Annotated in this window: 16 protein-coding genes; 14 read left to right on the plus strand and 2 right to left on the minus strand. The window is 35.5% G+C overall.

Features of this window, described 5'->3' with window-relative positions; all coding sequences use genetic code 11:
- Window positions 1-78: 78 nt before the first annotated feature.
- Window positions 79-777, minus strand: a complete 699-nt coding sequence (locus BN2144_RS07250) for an AAA family ATPase (protein ID WP_139017863.1) — start codon at window positions 775-777, stop codon at window positions 79-81.
- 597 nt (window positions 778-1,374) lie between these two features.
- Here BN2144_RS07250 and BN2144_RS07255 point away from each other — a divergent pair.
- On the plus strand, window positions 1,375-2,595 hold the full coding sequence (locus tag BN2144_RS07255) for an IS110 family RNA-guided transposase (RefSeq protein ID WP_033826380.1): 1,221 nt from the start codon (window positions 1,375-1,377) through the stop codon (window positions 2,593-2,595).
- Window positions 2,596-2,910: 315 nt separating this feature from the next.
- Here the strand turns inward: BN2144_RS07255 and BN2144_RS07260 are convergent, their stop codons facing one another.
- The gene (locus BN2144_RS07260; RefSeq protein ID WP_033827585.1) at window positions 2,911-3,483 is read right to left on the minus strand and encodes a DUF2179 domain-containing protein; all 573 of its coding nucleotides are present in this window, start codon (window positions 3,481-3,483) and stop codon (window positions 2,911-2,913) included.
- 364 nt (window positions 3,484-3,847) lie between these two features.
- On the opposite strand from BN2144_RS07260, the gene BN2144_RS07265 reads away from it, so the two are divergent.
- From BN2144_RS07265 to BN2144_RS07330, 13 genes are all read left to right on the plus strand, one after another.
- Window positions 3,848-4,189, plus strand: coding sequence for a zinc ribbon domain-containing protein YjdM (locus BN2144_RS07265; RefSeq protein WP_033827586.1), 342 nt, complete (start codon window positions 3,848-3,850; stop codon window positions 4,187-4,189).
- Between the two features lie 516 nt (window positions 4,190-4,705).
- Entirely contained in the window at window positions 4,706-5,254 is a 549-nt protein-coding gene (locus tag BN2144_RS07270; protein ID WP_033827587.1) for a hypothetical protein, read from the plus strand.
- A 131-nt stretch (window positions 5,255-5,385) separates the two neighbouring features.
- Window positions 5,386-6,423 (plus strand): lysozyme inhibitor LprI family protein, encoded by a 1,038-nt coding sequence (locus tag BN2144_RS07275; protein WP_033827588.1) that lies wholly within the window; start codon window positions 5,386-5,388, stop codon window positions 6,421-6,423.
- Between the two features lie 47 nt (window positions 6,424-6,470).
- Entirely contained in the window at window positions 6,471-7,715 is a 1,245-nt protein-coding gene (locus BN2144_RS07280) for a hypothetical protein (RefSeq protein WP_033827589.1), read from the plus strand.
- A gap of 68 nt (window positions 7,716-7,783) precedes the next feature.
- A complete protein-coding gene (locus BN2144_RS07285) occupies window positions 7,784-8,374 on the plus strand; it encodes a tetratricopeptide repeat protein (protein WP_033827590.1) in 591 nt (196 codons plus the stop codon).
- A 388-nt stretch (window positions 8,375-8,762) separates the two neighbouring features.
- Window positions 8,763-10,097 carry an Ig-like domain-containing protein gene (locus BN2144_RS07290; RefSeq protein ID WP_222860090.1) on the plus strand — a complete coding sequence of 445 codons (1,335 nt, stop codon included), beginning with the start codon at window positions 8,763-8,765 and terminating at the stop codon, window positions 10,095-10,097.
- 498 nt (window positions 10,098-10,595) lie between these two features.
- Complete coding sequence (locus BN2144_RS07295; protein WP_033827591.1) at window positions 10,596-11,060, plus strand: zinc ribbon domain-containing protein; 465 nt, start codon at window positions 10,596-10,598, stop codon at window positions 11,058-11,060.
- Window positions 11,061-11,144: 84 nt separating this feature from the next.
- Entirely contained in the window at window positions 11,145-12,098 is a 954-nt protein-coding gene (locus tag BN2144_RS07300; RefSeq protein ID WP_033827592.1) for an Ig-like domain-containing protein, read from the plus strand.
- Between the two features lie 498 nt (window positions 12,099-12,596).
- Complete coding sequence (locus tag BN2144_RS07305; protein WP_033827591.1) at window positions 12,597-13,061, plus strand: zinc ribbon domain-containing protein; 465 nt, start codon at window positions 12,597-12,599, stop codon at window positions 13,059-13,061.
- A gap of 557 nt (window positions 13,062-13,618) precedes the next feature.
- A complete protein-coding gene (locus BN2144_RS07315; RefSeq protein ID WP_033827594.1) occupies window positions 13,619-14,095 on the plus strand; it encodes an Ig-like domain-containing protein in 477 nt (158 codons plus the stop codon).
- 498 nt (window positions 14,096-14,593) lie between these two features.
- Complete coding sequence (locus BN2144_RS07320; protein WP_033827591.1) at window positions 14,594-15,058, plus strand: zinc ribbon domain-containing protein; 465 nt, start codon at window positions 14,594-14,596, stop codon at window positions 15,056-15,058.
- A gap of 84 nt (window positions 15,059-15,142) precedes the next feature.
- On the plus strand, window positions 15,143-16,786 hold the full coding sequence (locus BN2144_RS07325) for a zinc ribbon domain-containing protein (protein ID WP_033827595.1): 1,644 nt from the start codon (window positions 15,143-15,145) through the stop codon (window positions 16,784-16,786).
- A gap of 89 nt (window positions 16,787-16,875) precedes the next feature.
- The gene (locus tag BN2144_RS07330) at window positions 16,876-18,258 is read left to right on the plus strand and encodes a zinc ribbon domain-containing protein (RefSeq protein ID WP_033827596.1); all 1,383 of its coding nucleotides are present in this window, start codon (window positions 16,876-16,878) and stop codon (window positions 18,256-18,258) included.
- The last annotated feature ends 404 nt before the right edge of the window (window positions 18,259-18,662 follow it).

Below are 18,662 nucleotides of genomic sequence, written 5' to 3' on the forward strand. Positions count from 1 at the left end.
GTATACCTAGTTTATCCTTTACATATCTTGTAAGAGGGGAGAGTGCAAACCCCCTCTACAATTAGTACAACTACCTTCCTAGACATTATTTACTTCCCCAGCCTCCTCGGAAGCATCCATAATATCGTATTTATTCGTTTCAACATATACAGGTTCACCGTCATTTCCAAGTTGGATTGCGCGTATATAGACATCCCGTATATTGTTCGTTTCTTTTATCCCTTTTAAATTAATATATCGATTAAACGGATTTGTTGTTGTGAAAACGAGGTTATCTTTTTCTAAAACTTCCAATAATCTAAGGTTATGAGAAGTAAATAGTAATTGTCCTTTCCCGCTATCATTTAAAATCTTTACTAACTCACCAAGAAGAAATTCAAATATTCCTTCATCTAGTTCATCAATAACGACGCATGCGTTTTCATCGTTATACATCACAATTAAAGAACTTAGTATTGATACCAATTTTTTAATTCCATTCGACTCACTGGAGAATGGTAAAACTGTATCTTCACGCTTTGCAATTAATTCAGCCCTTATACCTATGTTGCCATCTTTTAATGTTTGTTTTCCAAGCGATCGTAACTCTATTGTTAGACCTGGAACCAATTCTTTAAGAACCTTACTAATAGAAGTGAACATGCGAGTTAAAATGTTGTATATTTCAACGGACATTACTTCAGGTTTATTTCCGGATAGTAGCATTTCTCCATAACCGTTTTCTTGACCTTTTAAATTTCGTTTATAATATATAGGGATAACAATATTTGCTTGCACTAAATTTGATTCAATATTATGAATAATAAACAAATTCTTAGCGAAACGTTCATATAATGCGATAATTAAATTAAATAATTCTTGATTAAGAATCCCTTTTAATAAAGAAATCCATTCTCTTTCCCTTCAGCAAAAAGACTTTTATTTGAAGAAGCTGATGTAATTGGAATTTATGGCCAAAATGGTTCCGGCAAAACAGGCGTTGTAGATGTCTTTCAAGTCCTGCATTATCTACTATTTGGTAGGAAGATTCCCAATAAAGCTCTAGATATTATAACGAAAGATTGTAGGACATCTGAACTCAGTTTTACGTTCATAAATGTGCTAAAGTAAATATAAGAACAGACTATAAAAACATACTAACATTAGTAGCACAGACCAAGGCCATGGTTTGTGCTACTATTTTCATAGTAGAAGTGAAGGAAGGTCGAACAGCCTCTAGGACCAATAAAGAGTCCGTATCAAAAACAGACCAACTTCACAACCTTATTTGAATCAGTTTAGTATGTTGGGTCCTTGAGATCGTGTATAAGAAAATGGAATCGATAAGGTAATGTGAAGACTTCTATGGTTGACTAAAAAGGAGAAAATAGAATCATGAAACATGTTGTAGCCTTAGATGTGAGTATGGGAAAAAGTACAATGGTCATTTACAATCAGTATCGTCAATGTGAAGTAGAAAAAGAGATTGAACATAATCGTCCCTCTTTTGAACAACTTCATAAAACGCTTCAAACACTAACTTATCAAGATGGACAACCACCTGAAATTGTCTTTGAAGCAACCGGTGTATATTCCAAAGCATTGGAACGATTTTTTCAAGATTATGATTATACATATTGCCGTATTAACCCACTTGAAGCGAACTTACAAATGGCTTCGATGCGCCGCCAAAAAACAGATAAAGGCGATGCACATGAGCTAGCGAAATCGCACTTTCGAGTAGAACGTGAACAGACGTATCAAGAAGATGAATACTACCAACAGATGCGTGGGCTCACACGTTACTATGATGAGTTAGACAGTGAGATTACGCACTTATATAGCCGTTTACACGCTATCCTTCAATTGAGTTTTCCAGAATTGGAACAGCTATTTACGAAACGTTCTGCGCTGTTTTTGAATATCGTACAATTGTATCCACATCCTGATGAAGTGTTAGCCCATTCAAAAACGGTCATTCGCAATCGATTAAAGGCAAACACACGAAAAAATTTGTCTTTAAAACGAGCAGAAGAGAAAGGAATCGCCCTCCTTGAAGCCGCGAAAACTTCCTATCCAGCCATCTCAAGAGATGATGTACGTTGCGAACAAGTCAAAGATTACGCAAGACGCATCGTAGACTTAAAAGAGAGGAAAGAACAGCTTGTAAAGCAGATGGTTGAGCTTTCTAATGAGCGCACAGAATATCATGTACTTCTATCATTTCCAGGAATAGGGGAAACAACAGCTGTTCGAATCATTGGTGAGTTGGGTGATATCAGGCGTTTTAAAAATCATAAGCAGTTAAATGCCTATGTGGGGATTGATATTATGCGTTATCAGTCAGGTAATACCCATTATAAGGACAAGATTAATAAAAGGGGAAACAATAAACTACGAAAAATTTTATTCTTTATGATTAAAACGATGATTACACTACGCCAAAAAACAAAGAATCATCTGGTGGAGTATTACGACAAATTAAAAACGCAACCTCTGAGAAAGCCTCATAAAGTTGCGTCAATTGCTTGTGTGAATAAGTTCTTAAAAGTAGCATTTCACCTTATTGCACACAACATTACCTATGATTACGAAGCAGCATCCACCTGTTCGTAAATGGTTTAATTAACTATAACATACTTGACCTTGCGAAAAAAACAAAAAATCGTTAGGTCTTTTTGGCATTCGCTAAATTTATGATTGGAGGAAGGGGGTACCCCCTTCCTCCAATCATAAATTTAATTCTTAAAAAGTATTGTAAAAGTACTTGACTAGAGGTAAGAAAGGAGGTTGTCCGAAAAGTGGATTTCATAAAAAATGTGATAATCAAGAATGTTGATATATCAATGTTTTGAAACATGAAAAGGGGCATTCGGAAATCAAAAATACGACTTTCTGAACCGCCTCTTCAGCTTTTTACAACATGGTAATTTACTTACTTTTTTCCTCGTCTTTCGTTGTGCCATTATCCTTTTTCATTTTGTTTCCGGCGCGTTTCATACTTTTTACAAGGTAGCCACCTTTGAAGTTGGTTGGTTCGTAGGCGACGATGAAGGCTTTTGGTTCTTCGGTTTCCAGTAATTCCATCAGTGCTTTCTCACGGCTCCGTTTCACTAATATATCGAGGCGATACCGTTTTTCCCCATCTCGACCTTCACCGATAAAGGTCGTTACACCATACCCTTGTGACCGCAACAGGTCGGTTAGCTGTTCATTTCGTTGCATTAAACTAACATTGACGGTTCGATACCCGATGGCGAGTTTCTCTTCTAATTTTCCACCGAGGATGACCCCACCCGCATAACCGACAGCATAGGCGATCATATTCATGTAATTTGTTAAATCAGAAAAAATCAGACTTAGACTGATGACATAAATTAATGCTTCTAAACCACCAATCATTGAGGCTTGTTGAATTCGCCCTTTGACAACAAAAACTGTACGCAAAGTAGTGAGTGGAACAATAACGAATTGCATAAGGACAATAAGTAAAGCTTCGAACATCTATATCGCTCCCTTCTTATTGGAACCAAGCATGCTGTATTTCATTCGAATGAGATGTAATGCGATTAATGAAAATAATAACGAACCACGGCCTTAATTGAACTTATTTTAACGGAAATGGCTAATAAAGTAAAAGTGAAAACGGACCTGGCCCCTCTACGATAGTGTATAAAAGTGCACAATGGGCGTATAACAGAAGACAAATCATTAATCGTTACCGGGACATGGAAACGGCGAACAGGCTAAGCGATCCGCATCCTAAAAGTTTAAACTGTTTAAATATGCTATACTAAATACGAAACTAGATTTTCTAATTGTGGAAATGATGTTTTTATCCAATTCGAACAAAAGGGGAGGGTTGCATATGTCGAATTTGCCGAACTGTCCAAAGTGCCAATCTGAATATACATATGAAGATGGGCTTCAATTCGTGTGCCCGGAATGTGCACATGAGTGGATGGGATCAGATGGTAATCATACGGAAGAGGAACATGTGGTGAAAGATGCGCATGGGACTCTACTTTCCGACGGTGATTCGATTACCATTATTAAAGATCTAAAGGTCAAAGGAAGTTCATCCGTTTTAAAGCAAGGGAAAAATATTAAAAACATTCGTCTCATTGATGGAGATCATAATATCGAATGTAAAATTAGTGGATTCGGGGAAATGAAGTTAAAGTCCGAATTTGTAAAGAAAATTAAATAAAGACTACGTTCATCAAGGAGGCAAGCGAAAATATCTGCTTGCCTTCAATGTTTAAATAAAGCTCTGCATCGTATTAATAAATAAATAAACGAAATCGTTCCCTTTCTCTATCCCTTAATCGTAATCTTTCACGAGTTCCAATCGTCCTTTTTTTCTTTAATTAGCTAATTGATATAAAAATGTAACGCGAACTGCACAAGATGTCTACCAATTTCAATAGAGCCCTTAATTGTTGCCCCGATTCATTCCTTCAGCTATTGTTATTTCCAAAAATTTAGCAGCTCGTTGCATGCCATTTGTTGTTGCTTCGTTTATAAATTTCCTCCATTTCCAGGGATAACGGGAGAGTTTCCACTAATTTTTCGACATTCCATTGTTTTGCTCATTGAATAGCTTGTTCTTTTTCTCCATGAAAAGGTTTTGCTAAATATAAGAAAAATATTGACTTATAACAATTTATCACTTAAACTCTAAACATGCGAGTTAGTACTAAGTCGAAAAAAGGTGAGGGGGACCATGAAAAAGGTTATAGAAGGTGCTGTTTATAATACGAAAACTGCTAAGAAAATTTGTGAACGATATACGGAAGAGTTTGAACATGACAAAGGTGCTGTCGTAAAAAAATTACAGCAACTTTTTAAAACGAAAAGTAATAAGTACTTCTTATTTGAAAAAAGTGAATTTACTAGTTACGCGGATAGTAATCGCGACGATCTAAATCCAAAATATGAAGAAGCGGAATTGAAAGAAGAGAGAATTATACCGGTTTCTTATGAGTTAGCCTTTCAATTTGCAAGTGAAATTGCCAGCTCTACTCCAGATTCAATAGATGAGATAGGCAATTTTTTCCCAGAACTCATAGATAACGAGATTGATGAAAATAATAAAATCCAGAAAAAATTATATATATCGGAAAAGGCGAACTGGTATTTAGAAATGATGATAACAGAAACGAATGACACAAATAGTAACTTTATCGAGAAGTTAATCGTAAATGAGTATCGAAGGCTTTATTCAAAAGGAGTCATGAAGAGAGATCCGTTTTTCGAAATGGAAGATAAATAATAAGAGGTGAAGTTTACTTGAAATGGTAAGGCTATAAAAGTCATGCAACGAACTTTTTTATTAAAACCGTTCATGGAGCTAGGATTAATTGAAAAGTCATACATATGAACGGAATGAGGAGATGGGAAAAGATGCTACGGAAAAAAATGGTGACCCTCTTTACGGTTATTATTTCAATACTTGTTTTAACTGCTTGTGAAGATTCGACCGAAAGTAAAATTATTGGAACTTGGGAAGCGGTTGCTGATGGAAAGAAATCTAGACAATACATAGAGATAGGGGAAAAAAGGATAATAAACAAATCCGAGTCTATGACTGCTGAATACATACTGACCGAATTACAAAATGATACGTTTATGATGGAAATGATTAATCCGGAAGATGGTACTACTATTCCTTTTTTTGAAGGTTCTTTTAAAGGTAAAGATAAAATAATAATTGCCAAAATGATGGGTGAACCAATCGATCATGCAGAATTTATAAGGGTGGATAAAATAGAAGAAGATCAAGCAAAAGATGAAAAAGCACAAGTAGAAAAGAAACGTGTTGCGGAAGATGATGAAAGACAACAAGACCAAGAAGAACAAACAAAACAAAAAGATGTCGTACAGAATGAGGAAGAAACCGTGGAAATGAGCGATGATGAACCAGATAAATTTACTGAAGAGTCTAAATATATTATGAAATTGATAGATGAAGGGAGATTAGTTGAAGCAAAGGAGCGATTAAACGCATTAGCTGCATCCATTACATCGCGAGAATACTCAAGTAGTATACGTGCGATGGACGATATGATAGAACAGGCGAAAAACGAAAGGGAACAAAAGAGGGAAACAAAAAATTATAGTGGCTTAAAAGAGAAATATGCGGATAAAGCAAGGATGATAGATGAAAAGGTTGAACAGAAACATAAAGGTGATGTTCCAATTGGTGCTTTTGGAGATTACCTTGATGATTGGGATGAATTACTAAATGAAGTATGGAGTGTTTTAAAAGATGCAATGCCAAAAGATGCTTTTGAAAAGTTAAAGCAGGAACAAATTGAATGGGTCAAGGAAAAAGATACAAATTACAAAGAGGCTCTTGGTGAAATTGATGCAAAAGATAGATTAACTAACACGACGAGAGAAAGAACTTATTATTTAATAGAAACCTATTTAGGTAAGTAGAGAAAGCTTTTGGTGAGTAAGACGACATAAAACTAGGAGTGACTAGGATGACTGCAGAAATCGTAGTAATGAATACAGGTGGTATTGCACTAGCTTCAGATAGTGCGGTTACAATTGGGAGAAAGAAAGTATATCATTCTGCTAACAAATTATTTGGTTTTTCGGAAAGACATACAGTTGGAATGATGACCTATGGTTCGGCCTCGATGCTTGATGTTCCATGGGATACACTTATAAAAGTATATAAAAATACATTAGGTGCGGATCCATTTGAAACAGTTGAACAATATAAGGAAGATTTCTTGCAGTTTCTTAATAAAAATGAATATGACCAATTCATGTCTGAGGTAAATGAAGAAAGGTATATAAAAAGTACACTATATGCCAACGTAATTGATTTATATGAAGAACTGTCTCACATGAATAAGAATCTATACAGTGAACATGGAGAGTTAAGATTACAAGATGAAATCCAAGAAATGTATGTACATATGGTGGGAGAATTCTTACATAATAGAAGGATAAAATTAAAGGAAAAAAAGTTTCCTAAAGGTTTCAATCAAAGTGATTATGAACCTTTATTAGAAAAGTACGGAATAATCATAGAAGAATTGATTTATAAAGAATTCGAGAACCACTTGTTCATAGAGGAATGGATGGAAAAGGTGAAGTATATCTTGATTCAATCGTTAGTAAAGGATTTCTCTGAAAACTATTCTGGCATTGTATTTGCGGGGTATGGTAGTAAGGAAATTTTCCCAGCTGTCCATTTAATAATCATCGATGGGAAAGTTAATAACAAAACAAAGTACTTTACAAGAAAAAGGACCATTAATCATTCAACTCATGCAGTCATACTTCCTTTTGCACAAAGAGATATGATTAGAAGTTTTCTAGATGGTATTCATAAGGATGTCGAAGGGTTTGTATCTACAGTTTTACAAAAAGAGTTGCATTTGTTATCAGATACATTGATTCATAAATTAACTGATCGTTTGAATGATGCTGTTGATTTAGAATTAGTAAAAAGCGAAATCTCAGATACCATAATGAGAGTATATAGTAGGTATCAGAAAAAACTAGATGATTATAAACGTGAGAATTTTATTGAACCTATTTTAGAAGTTGTGAAAGCCTTGCCTACAAGGGAATTAGCACATATGGCAGAATCGTTGTTAAATATAGCTTCTTTAGAAAGAAAGATGTCAATTGCTATGGAAACGGTAGGTGGCCCAATTGATGTGGCTGTTATAACAAAAGGCGATGGTTTTAAGTGGATTAAGAAGAAGTAGTTCAGTATGTTTGTCATGGTTAAATAGTCTTCAATAAGACAAAAGTCTAAGAAATGAGGAGAATGAAAATGGTCGAATTCGGTAATAGTGCTTCTCAAAATGGAATAACCTTTTTAAATGAAGGTTTAAAGGCACTTGATCAAAATCATCGGTTAGAGGCAATTGAACTGTTAGAAAAGGCTGTTCAACACCTTTCAAATCATGACGAAGAAAATTTACTTAAAGCGTATATGATATTAGGAATCAATTATAAACGTGAGAATAAACTACGAGAATCATATGTGGCGTATAGTGAAGCTGAAAAATATGTCAACGATGCTGAAGAGGCATATAAGTTATATACTGCATTTGGGAAAGTATGTTATTTGCTCGATAAATCTGACGAAGCGGTGCAAAATTATACAAAAGCTTTGCGAGCAGAGATGACCTGTACGAATCAACATGTATTGAACGAATATAATAGAAGTTTGCTACACCATTTAGGACATGCCCTTTTTGATTTTGAACCAGAACTACCGAACTTATTCAGGGAACAAATCCCAGAATATAAAAAAACGTTAATGGGTGAACCACATAGTTATAATCAAAATCTCATTGATTCGTATGTCGACTTTACAATTCGTTTTTTAGAAGAGGCTATGAATCGGAAAAATGATTAAAAGAGAAAGCGATTTATCTGAAGGAAAGGGTCGTTTTTTTACTTAAAGGATAAAAACGACAAAGACGTAAATCGCTAAAAGTAAAAATGAGTGATCTGCGTCTTGTTTTTATATAGAAATCCGGCCCTTTTTCAAGAGGTAATTTCTAATAAATGATCCTTAAAAAATATAATAAGAGGCCATGACTCAATACCTTAACAAGGATATATCCAGATTTGATAAAAAACTCCTATAGCACACGGTTAGGATAGGAAAGTTTGCCTAATATTTTATAGAAATTTATTAATATTATAGGTATAATGATTTAGTGGTTTCCTAATCTTGTAAAAAACAAGGAGGAGTTATGTTGAGAAGGGCCTTTAAAAAAATTAGTTGTTTGCTTCTTGCCATGTTGGTTTTTATATCGATGGCGAACTTTCATATTGGCAATGTTTCTGCAAGTGGAATAACAACATTACCATTCAGTAAATCTGTTTCAGGAACTATAACACAAAGTAATCCGGAAAATGTTTACAAGATTCATTTAAACACTGCAGGGAAGGTGAATATCCGTTTATACTCTCAAATCGAGTGGTATAATTTCTCCGTAACCGATGGAAAAGGAAATACGGTTTGGAATGATAATGGAATTTATAATAGCAATGCTGATGATCCAAAGCCAGAAGATTACTCTACTTATTTTGAAGCGGGAGATTACTATATTAAGATAAGTAAATATGGTAGTTATACAGGGAAATATGATCTACAAGTTCTTGCTCCTCACTTAGCTCCAACTGTCTCAGTAAACTTAGTCAGTGCAACGAGCACGAGTGTAAGTGGAAAAGCAAGTTCAAATAGTACGGTTTATGCTAAAATTGGTTCAAAAACATATAGTGGAACAGCAAGTAGCAGTGGACAATATAAAATAACAATTCCGAAACAAAAGGCAGGGACGAAGATTTCTGTTTATGCCAAAAATAATTATGGTACAAGCAGTACAAAAGTAACAACAGTTGGTTCACCTGCAACGACACCAACTATAAGTGCGGTTAGTAATCAAAGTACGTATGTAAGTGGGAAAACAAGCAACTCTAGTACCGTTTATGTGAAAATTGGTTCGAAAACATATAGTGGAACAGCAAGTAGCAGTGGACAATATAAAATAACAATTCCGAAACAAAAGGCAGGGACGAAGATTTCTGTTTATGCCAAAAATAATTATGGTACAAGCAGTACAAAAGTAACAACAGTTGGTTCACCTGCCAACTTGCCAACAGTAAGTACGGTTAGTAATAAAAGTACGTATGTAAGTGGGAAAACAAGCAACTCTAGTACCGTTTATGTGAAAATCGGTTCGAAAACATACAAGGGAACGAGCGATAGTAAAGGCCAATATAAAATAACAATTCCGAAACAAAAGGCGGGGACGAAGATTTCTGTTTACGCAAAAAACAATTATGGTTCTAGTAAGCAGAAGACAATAAATGTACTTGATAGAATTGCACCAAGTGTTCCTACAGTGAAGTCGGTCAGTCATTCTTCAAAATACATTACTGGAAAAGCAGAAAAATCTTCGACAGTTACCGCGTATGTCGGCAATAAAAAACTTGGATCGGCTAAAGCAGATAAAAACGGTAATTACAAAATTAAAATAAGCAAGCAGAAAATAGGAACAAACATTAAAGTAAGAGCCGTGGATGCATCAAATAACAAAAGTGGTTACCGTACGGTTAAAGTAAAATAACCATCGCCAATATTCTTTGGGGAAGGGGCATCTAGAAAGTGATATTTTGACTTCTAGAGCCCCTTTTTACTGTCTAAAACAACAGTCTATGTTGACAAAGATACAGACCGCCTTTTTCTATTTCCTATACGCTTAAGCGCTCTAAGGAAGGCTCTAGCAGCATGACACAAAACCGAAAAACGCTTTTTTCAGCGAACCACGGTTTTCGTTTCGTCTAAAGGCTCAAGCGTCCCTGAGTTTTCTTTACTTGGCGAGTAGAGAACAAATATGGCCCGTGTCGGTAACTATAATACGTACAGAAATCTTGTCTAACTTTAAAAATTATTGAGTACAAAGTCCCGTTTTAAGCACCTCATTATAATTGAGCGGGCAACTCATAGATAAATAGAATCGTATATTATATAATAGGAACGTACGTCTAGGATAGGGGATTATTACGAATAATATAATTCAATTATCCTAGTAAAAAAGGAATATCTATACGGAGGAGAGCAGGAAATGAGTGAAATTTACGAAAAGATTGGGAGCGGTATAAATAAGATTCAAGGTAGCCTCCAATCAAGTCAAGCGGTTAGTATGCATAAGAAAGCGATTCAAGAAGCGGGCTTAAAGCGGTCAGAAATTCTCATTCAACTAGGTGAAGAATTATATAAAAAATACCGCAATGGAGAATTCGAATCTTCTGAACTTGGGAAAAAAGTAGAAGCGTTAAAGGAATTTGATAGGAAGATTTATGAAGCAAAACAAGCAATTGCTAAACTCCAAGCTGAGTCTACAGACCATAATTGCCCGAATTGTGGTGTTAAAGTAACGGTGGATGATAAGTTTTGTGGAAGTTGTGGAACAAAATTAGAGCTATATTCACAAGAAGAAGTAACAGAAACAAAAGTATGTTCAAGTTGTGAAGAAGAAATCCCATTCGATGCAGCATTTTGCAGTTGTTGCGGAACAAAATTGTCTTAATTGTTAAACAGATGTGTATAAACTTTAACGATAGCAATTATTTATGGCATGGGAAATTTTTACTTGGTGAGGAGAGAACGGTTTATGTATTGTCGGACATGCGGTCAGTCGAATCCCGATTGGAGCAACTACTGTATTTATGATGGGACTTCTTTAGTTAATGATAGTTCCAGTAAAAATGTAAAACTAGCAAACAAAGAAACAAACTTTTGTCCGGGATGTGGTGGAAAAATAAGCGGAACGGATAATTATTGTCAGAGTTGCGGATATTCACTGCTTAAATTTACAGTTGGAGAAGAAGATATTCAAGTGGTTCCTCNAACGACACCAACTATAAGTGCGGTTAGTAATCAAAGTACGTATGTAAGTGGGAAAACAAGCAACTCTAGTACCGTTTATGTGAAAATTGGTTCGAAAACATATAGTGGAACAGCAAGTAGCAGTGGACAATATAAAATAACAATTCCGAAACAAAAGGCAGGGACGAAGATTTCTGTTTATGCCAAAAATAATTATGGTACAAGCAGTACAAAAGTAACAACAGTTGGTTCACCTGCCAACTTGCCAACAGTAAGTACGGTTAGTAATAAAAGTACGTATGTAAGTGGGAAAACAAGCAACTCTAGTACCGTTTATGTGAAAATCGGTTCGAAAACATACAAGGGAACGAGCGATAGTAAAGGCCAATATAAAATAACAATTCCGAAACAAAAGGCGGGGACGAAGATTTCTGTTTACGCAAAAAACAATTATGGTTCTAGTAAGCAGAAGACAATAAATGTACTTGATAGAATTGCACCAAGTGTTCCTACAGTGAAGTCGGTCAGTCATTCTTCAAAATACATTACTGGAAAAGCAGAAAAATCTTCGACAGTTACCGCGTATGTCGGCAATAAAAAACTTGGATCGGCTAAAGCAGATAAAAACGGTAATTACAAAATTAAAATAAGCAAGCAGAAAATAGGAACAAACATTAAAGTAAGAGCCGTGGATGCATCAAATAACAAAAGTGGTTACCGTACGGTTAAAGTAAAATAACCATCGCCAATATTCTTTGGGGAAGGGGCATCTAGAAAGTGATATTTTGACTTCTAGAGCCCCTTTTTACTGTCTAAAACAACAGTCTATGTTGACAAAGATACAGACCGCCTTTTTCTATTTCCTATACGCTTAAGCGCTCTAAGGAAGGCTCTAGCAGCATGACACAAAACCGAAAAACGCTTTTTTCAGCGAACCACGGTTTTCGTTTCGTCTAAAGGCTCAAGCGTCCCTGAGTTTTCTTTACTTGGCGAGTAGAGAACAAATATGGCCCGTGTCGGTAACTATAATACGTACAGAAATCTTGTCTAACTTTAAAAATTATTGAGTACAAAGTCCCGTTTTAAGCACCTCATTATAATTGAGCGGGCAACTCATAGATAAATAGAATCGTATATTATATAATAGGAACGTACGTCTAGGATAGGGGATTATTACGAATAATATAATTCAATTATCCTAGTAAAAAAGGAATATCTATACGGAGGAGAGCAGGAAATGAGTGAAATTTACGAAAAGATTGGGAGCGGTATAAATAAGATTCAAGGTAGCCTCCAATCAAGTCAAGCGGTTAGTATGCATAAGAAAGCGATTCAAGAAGCGGGCTTAAAGCGGTCAGAAATTCTCATTCAACTAGGTGAAGAATTATATAAAAAATACCGCAATGGAGAATTCGAATCTTCTGAACTTGGGAAAAAAGTAGAAGCGTTAAAGGAATTTGATAGGAAGATTTATGAAGCAAAACAAGCAATTGCTAAACTCCAAGCTGAGTCTACAGACCATAATTGCCCGAATTGTGGTGTTAAAGTAACGGTGGATGATAAGTTTTGTGGAAGTTGTGGAACAAAATTAGAGCTATATTCACAAGAAGAAGTAACAGAAACAAAAGTATGTTCAAGTTGTGAAGAAGAAATCCCATTCGATGCAGCATTTTGCAGTTGTTGCGGAACAAAATTGTCTTAATTGTTAAACAGATGTGTATAAACTTTAACGATAGCAATTATTTATGGCATGGGAAATTTTTACTTGGTGAGGAGAGAACGGTTTATGTATTGTCGGACATGCGGTCAGTCGAATCCCGATTGGAGCAACTACTGTATTTATGATGGGACTTCTTTAGTTAATGATAGTTCCAGTAAAAATGTAAAACTAGCAAACAAAGAAACAAACTTTTGTCCGGGATGTGGTGGAAAAATAAGCGGAACGGATAATTATTGTCAGAGTTGCGGATATTCACTGCTTAAATTTACAGTTGGAGAAGAAGATATTCAAGTGGTTCCTCCAAGTGTGACAAAAGTATTAAAAAAAGGGAAGTTTATTCATTGGTCAAACGTTGAAGTCGTTGCGATAGCAAAAAAGGCTTTTGTTCCAGCAATACTTGCATTTGCAATTATGTTTATTTTAAATTTTATTTTCTCCACGTTTGTAACGTCTCCATTTGATAAATTATTTGAGCAAGCCTTTGATACAACTCCAAAAGAAATGGTACTTGATATGGCTGAACAGTATGATGCGNCAACTTGCCAACAGTAAGTACGGTTAGTAATAAAAGTACGTATGTAAGTGGGAAAACAAGCAACTCTAGTACCGTTTATGTGAAAATCGGTTCGAAAACATACAAGGGAACGAGCGATAGTAAAGGCCAATATAAAATAACAATTCCGAAACAAAAGGCGGGGACGAAGATTTCTGTTTACGCAAAAAACAATTATGGTTCTAGTAAGCAGAAGACAATAAATGTACTTGATAGAATTGCACCAAGTGTTCCTACAGTGAAGTCGGTCAGTCATTCTTCAAAATACATTACTGGAAAAGCAGAAAAATCTTCGACAGTTACCGCGTATGTCGGCAATAAAAAACTTGGATCGGCTAAAGCAGATAAAAACGGTAATTACAAAATTAAAATAAGCAAGCAGAAAATAGGAACAAACATTAAAGTAAGAGCCGTGGATGCATCAAATAACAAAAGTGGTTACCGTACGGTTAAAGTAAAATAACCATCGCCAATATTCTTTGGGGAAGGGGCATCTAGAAAGTGATATTTTGACTTCTAGAGCCCCTTTTTACTGTCTAAAACAACAGTCTATGTTGACAAAGATACAGACCGCCTTTTTCTATTTCCTATACGCTTAAGCGCTCTAAGGAAGGCTCTAGCAGCATGACACAAAACCGAAAAACGCTTTTTTCAGCGAACCACGGTTTTCGTTTCGTCTAAAGGCTCAAGCGTCCCTGAGTTTTCTTTACTTGGCGAGTAGAGAACAAATATGGCCCGTGTCGGTAACTATAATACGTACAGAAATCTTGTCTAACTTTAAAAATTATTGAGTACAAAGTCCCGTTTTAAGCACCTCATTATAATTGAGCGGGCAACTCATAGATAAATAGAATCGTATATTATATAATAGGAACGTACGTCTAGGATAGGGGATTATTACGAATAATATAATTCAATTATCCTAGTAAAAAAGGAATATCTATACGGAGGAGAGCAGGAAATGAGTGAAATTTACGAAAAGATTGGGAGCGGTATAAATAAGATTCAAGGTAGCCTCCAATCAAGTCAAGCGGTTAGTATGCATAAGAAAGCGATTCAAGAAGCGGGCTTAAAGCGGTCAGAAATTCTCATTCAACTAGGTGAAGAATTATATAAAAAATACCGCAATGGAGAATTCGAATCTTCTGAACTTGGGAAAAAAGTAGAAGCGTTAAAGGAATTTGATAGGAAGATTTATGAAGCAAAACAAGCAATTGCTAAACTCCAAGCTGAGTCTACAGACCATAATTGCCCGAATTGTGGTGTTAAAGTAACGGTGGATGATAAGTTTTGTGGAAGTTGTGGAACAAAATTAGAGCTATATTCACAAGAAGAAGTAACAGAAACAAAAGTATGTTCAAGTTGTGAAGAAGAAATCCCATTCGATGCAGCATTTTGCAGTTGTTGCGGAACAAAATTGTCTTAATTGTTAAACAGATGTGTATAAACTTTAACGATAGCAATTATTTATGGCATGGGAAATTTTTACTTGGTGAGGAGAGAACGGTTTATGTATTGTCGGACATGCGGTCAGTCGAATCCCGATTGGAGCAACTACTGTATTTATGATGGGACTTCTTTAGTTAATGATAGTTCCAGTAAAAATGTAAAACTAGCAAACAAAGAAACAAACTTTTGTCCGGGATGTGGTGGAAAAATAAGCGGAACGGATAATTATTGTCAGAGTTGCGGATATTCACTGCTTAAATTTACAGTTGGAGAAGAAGATATTCAAGTGGTTCCTCCAAGTGTGACAAAAGTATTAAAAAAAGGGAAGTTTATTCATTGGTCAAACGTTGAAGTCGTTGCGATAGCAAAAAAGGCTTTTGTTCCAGCAATACTTGCATTTGCAATTATGTTTATTTTAAATTTTATTTTCTCCACGTTTGTAACGTCTCCATTTGATAAATTATTTGAGCAAGCCTTTGATACAACTCCAAAAGAAATGGTACTTGATATGGCTGAACAGTATGATGCGGATGTTCGTATTCCACAGAAATTAACGGGAGCGAGCGATTATGTAATGGCATCGCATTTATTAACGCCAAAATTTACTTTTGACTTTAAAGGAAGCGAGTATGATGAACGATTTCACGTGAATGGTGAATTAAACGCTTCTGTAAAAAGCTTGTTGTATCTCATCATCCCTTTTATCGCGCTGATGATCGGTGGCGTATTTTACCGAAAGAAAAACCCTGAGATATCGATACAATCATTTCTTCTTGGGGCCGTTGGGATTGGCGTTATTTATGGATTAATTCTTAGTGTTGTATCTTTATTTAGTGGATTCGACTTCAAAGCGAATATACCTGATGGAGAGGATACCGTTTCGTTTGCAATCGAGGCAAAATATCCTTTTGTTTTTGCACTACTTAAAGGCTTTGCAATAGGTTCGATATTTAGTTTATTAGGAATGCTCTTTAGTATAGATCGGCGTCGTATAACGAAACATTTAGAAACATTAGTTCCAATGGGTACGCCTATTCATCAAGGGGCAGCTGCGTTTTTCCGTAGTTTTGGCACCCTTACCGTTATTGTAATGTTCATCGTTTTTAAGAAAATTAAAGGGATAAAAGCAACGTTAGCAATGCTTGGTGTTTCTGGAATTGATCAATTGTTTGAAAAATCATGGAGCACGGTGAGTTTTATTGGAATTCATCTATCATCGATCATTTATAGTATCGTCCATTTTTCACCACTATCGTTTGAATTAATAGAAAGAGGGAATGAGAGCGAAGGAATTGGCTATTCCATTTTGTCTGGTTTCTCACCAAAGGGAGACATGGACACGAGCGATTTTCATGCTTTAGCATATTTATTCAGTACAGAAAACTATAATCTTTATTTAAAACTAGCCATCTTAATTCCAGTTGTCTTCCTTGTGTATAGTGGTTACCGAATGGCGAAAACAAATGTATCAGACTATAAGACATTCATCATTTTTAGTCTTGTCTATAGTATATTGGCGACAATCTTAACGTCAATTGCAACGATTTCAATAAGTGGTCATGTGACAATATCCGGTGAAGGCGCTGAAGGATCGGCAATTCTATTTGCTGCTAGCACTGTAAAAATGTTTATCGGTAGTTTTATTATTGCATTTGCTGCAAGTTATCTCGGTAATTACGGAAGGAAGTTTTTATCAAAGCGATAGGATGTAAAACAGTAACCTCTATCCCTACTATCAGTTAAGGGATGGAGGCTTTCCCCTTTAAAAGGCCCAGAATAGAAAGGAGAAAAACAATGATTCATTGCAAAAATTGCGGACAGGAATTGAAAGAAGGACAATCCTTTTGCAATCAATGTGGCGCAGATAATCGAAAAGAACTTGAAAATTCACGTACGGTAGAGCGAAAAAAAGGTGAAAAAAAGGTAAAAAAAGGTACAACGTTTCGTATCATCGCTATAGTTGTTGTACTCTTATCTTTACTTGGTACTCATTTTTATTTTTCTCACCAATACAAACCTGAAAAAACCGTAGAAGCGTTTGAGAAGGCAGTCTTTACGAAAGATAAAAAACAATTGGCGAAAATCGTGAATGAAGGACAAAATAAAGTGTCGGTTACAGAAAAAGAAATGGATAGTTATATTAAGTATTTAACAAAAGAGAATGATTTTTCAAGCTTGATGAAAGATTTAAAAGAACAATCAATCATCATTGGAAACGATGGGACGCCAAAGCCAGTAGCAGATCGATATGGAAATAAAGTTCTTATACTTAAAGAAGCTGCGAAAAAGAAGTGGGGTATTTATAAACAATACGTTGTTGAAGTCATTCCATTTCAATTAAAAATTTCTGCAAACTTTCCAAATACAAGTGTTTCCATGAATGGTAAGAAAGTAAAGACCATAAAAAAGGCAGATAATTATGTTAGTTTCGGATATGTTTTACCTGGAAACCATCATATAGAAGCTGAAAGTAAAGGTGAATTCTCAACATTTGAATTAGAGGATACAATTGACTTTTCAATGGCTGAAGATAATGTCATTCATCACGAGCTCGAATTTGAAGGTGCTTATATTACAATTGAATCAAATTACGACGATGCAAAAATATTTGTCAATGGAAAAGATGCGAAGGTAAATGTGGCTGATGCGGGTGAGTTCGGTCCTATTGCTACAGATGGTTCTGTTAAAATTTCTGCAGAACGGACATTTCCTACCGGAGTGAAAAAGTCAAACACAGTTACGGTTGAAGATGATTCTTATATATATTTAGAGTTTAAAGAAGCGGAAACAGAAGCTTTTGATGATCCAAAAGCTGAGTTAAATGATTTAATGAATGGTTATATCTCGAGTAATATGGATGCAATAAATTATGGAGACTTCTCTTATGTGAGTGATTATTTAGATCCATCAGGCCCTGCGTATAAAGAGACTAGAAACTATAATCAGCAATTATATGATCGAGGAATAGAAGAAGAAAGTTTAAAAGTTGAAGTAAAAGATTATGAAATTGTTGATGAGAATACTTTTAAAGTCTTTACTTATGAGGAATATCATATTTATTATGGTGAAGATGATGTGAAGAAATTTAAAGCCTTTAATGCGCAATATTTAGTAAAAGTAACGGAAGATGGTGATATGAAAGTGTACCAACTAATTAAGACGAAAGAGATCAAATAGGTTTATGTTCAATCAGAGGGGAGTGCTCCCTCGAGTACGTATAAGTTTTCCCATCGTAGTGGAGATTCTGGCGGAAGTTCACGTAATCGGAGATGAAAATGTGAAGTAGAATGGGAGGCAAGACATAAACAATAAGAAGCAAATGTTGTTTAGTGACAAGTGGCTAAACAAGGCAACGATAATGACAAGACTTATCATTTTGACAACAGTGTCAACAGGGCGAAAAGCAAAGCAACGTGAGGCAAACGAAGCAGCGAAAAGAGCTCGAAACTTATAATTAAGCAAGAGGGGAAGAACATTACACTTTCTCCTCTTGCTTTTTTTATTCTTGTTTGAAGGTAGTTAAAGGTTTCTCTTTTTATAAGAATACCTTTGTTGTATGAGTGAGTGATTCCATCCGGTTG

Source organism: Bacillus andreraoultii (assembly GCF_001244735.1).
In the GTDB taxonomy this organism is placed as follows: Bacteria; Bacillota; Bacilli; order Bacillales; family Caldibacillaceae; genus Caldifermentibacillus; species Caldifermentibacillus andreraoultii.

Coding starts and splice junctions, on each gene's coding strand:
- BN2144_RS07255 (WP_033826380.1), top strand. CDS start 1,375: ATGAAACATGTTGTAGCCTTAGATGTGAGTATGGGAAAAAGTACAATG.
- BN2144_RS07260 (WP_033827585.1), bottom strand. CDS start 3,483: ATGTTCGAAGCTTTACTTATTGTCCTTATGCAATTCGTTATTGTTCCA.
- BN2144_RS07265 (WP_033827586.1), top strand. CDS start 3,848: ATGTCGAATTTGCCGAACTGTCCAAAGTGCCAATCTGAATATACATAT.
- BN2144_RS07270 (WP_033827587.1), top strand. CDS start 4,706: ATGAAAAAGGTTATAGAAGGTGCTGTTTATAATACGAAAACTGCTAAG.
- BN2144_RS07275 (WP_033827588.1), top strand. CDS start 5,386: ATGCTACGGAAAAAAATGGTGACCCTCTTTACGGTTATTATTTCAATA.
- BN2144_RS07280 (WP_033827589.1), top strand. CDS start 6,471: ATGACTGCAGAAATCGTAGTAATGAATACAGGTGGTATTGCACTAGCT.
- BN2144_RS07285 (WP_033827590.1), top strand. CDS start 7,784: ATGGTCGAATTCGGTAATAGTGCTTCTCAAAATGGAATAACCTTTTTA.
- BN2144_RS07290 (WP_222860090.1), top strand. CDS start 8,763: ATGTTGGTTTTTATATCGATGGCGAACTTTCATATTGGCAATGTTTCT.
- BN2144_RS07295 (WP_033827591.1), top strand. CDS start 10,596: ATGAGTGAAATTTACGAAAAGATTGGGAGCGGTATAAATAAGATTCAA.
- BN2144_RS07305 (WP_033827591.1), top strand. CDS start 12,597: ATGAGTGAAATTTACGAAAAGATTGGGAGCGGTATAAATAAGATTCAA.
- BN2144_RS07320 (WP_033827591.1), top strand. CDS start 14,594: ATGAGTGAAATTTACGAAAAGATTGGGAGCGGTATAAATAAGATTCAA.
- BN2144_RS07325 (WP_033827595.1), top strand. CDS start 15,143: ATGTATTGTCGGACATGCGGTCAGTCGAATCCCGATTGGAGCAACTAC.
- BN2144_RS07330 (WP_033827596.1), top strand. CDS start 16,876: ATGATTCATTGCAAAAATTGCGGACAGGAATTGAAAGAAGGACAATCC.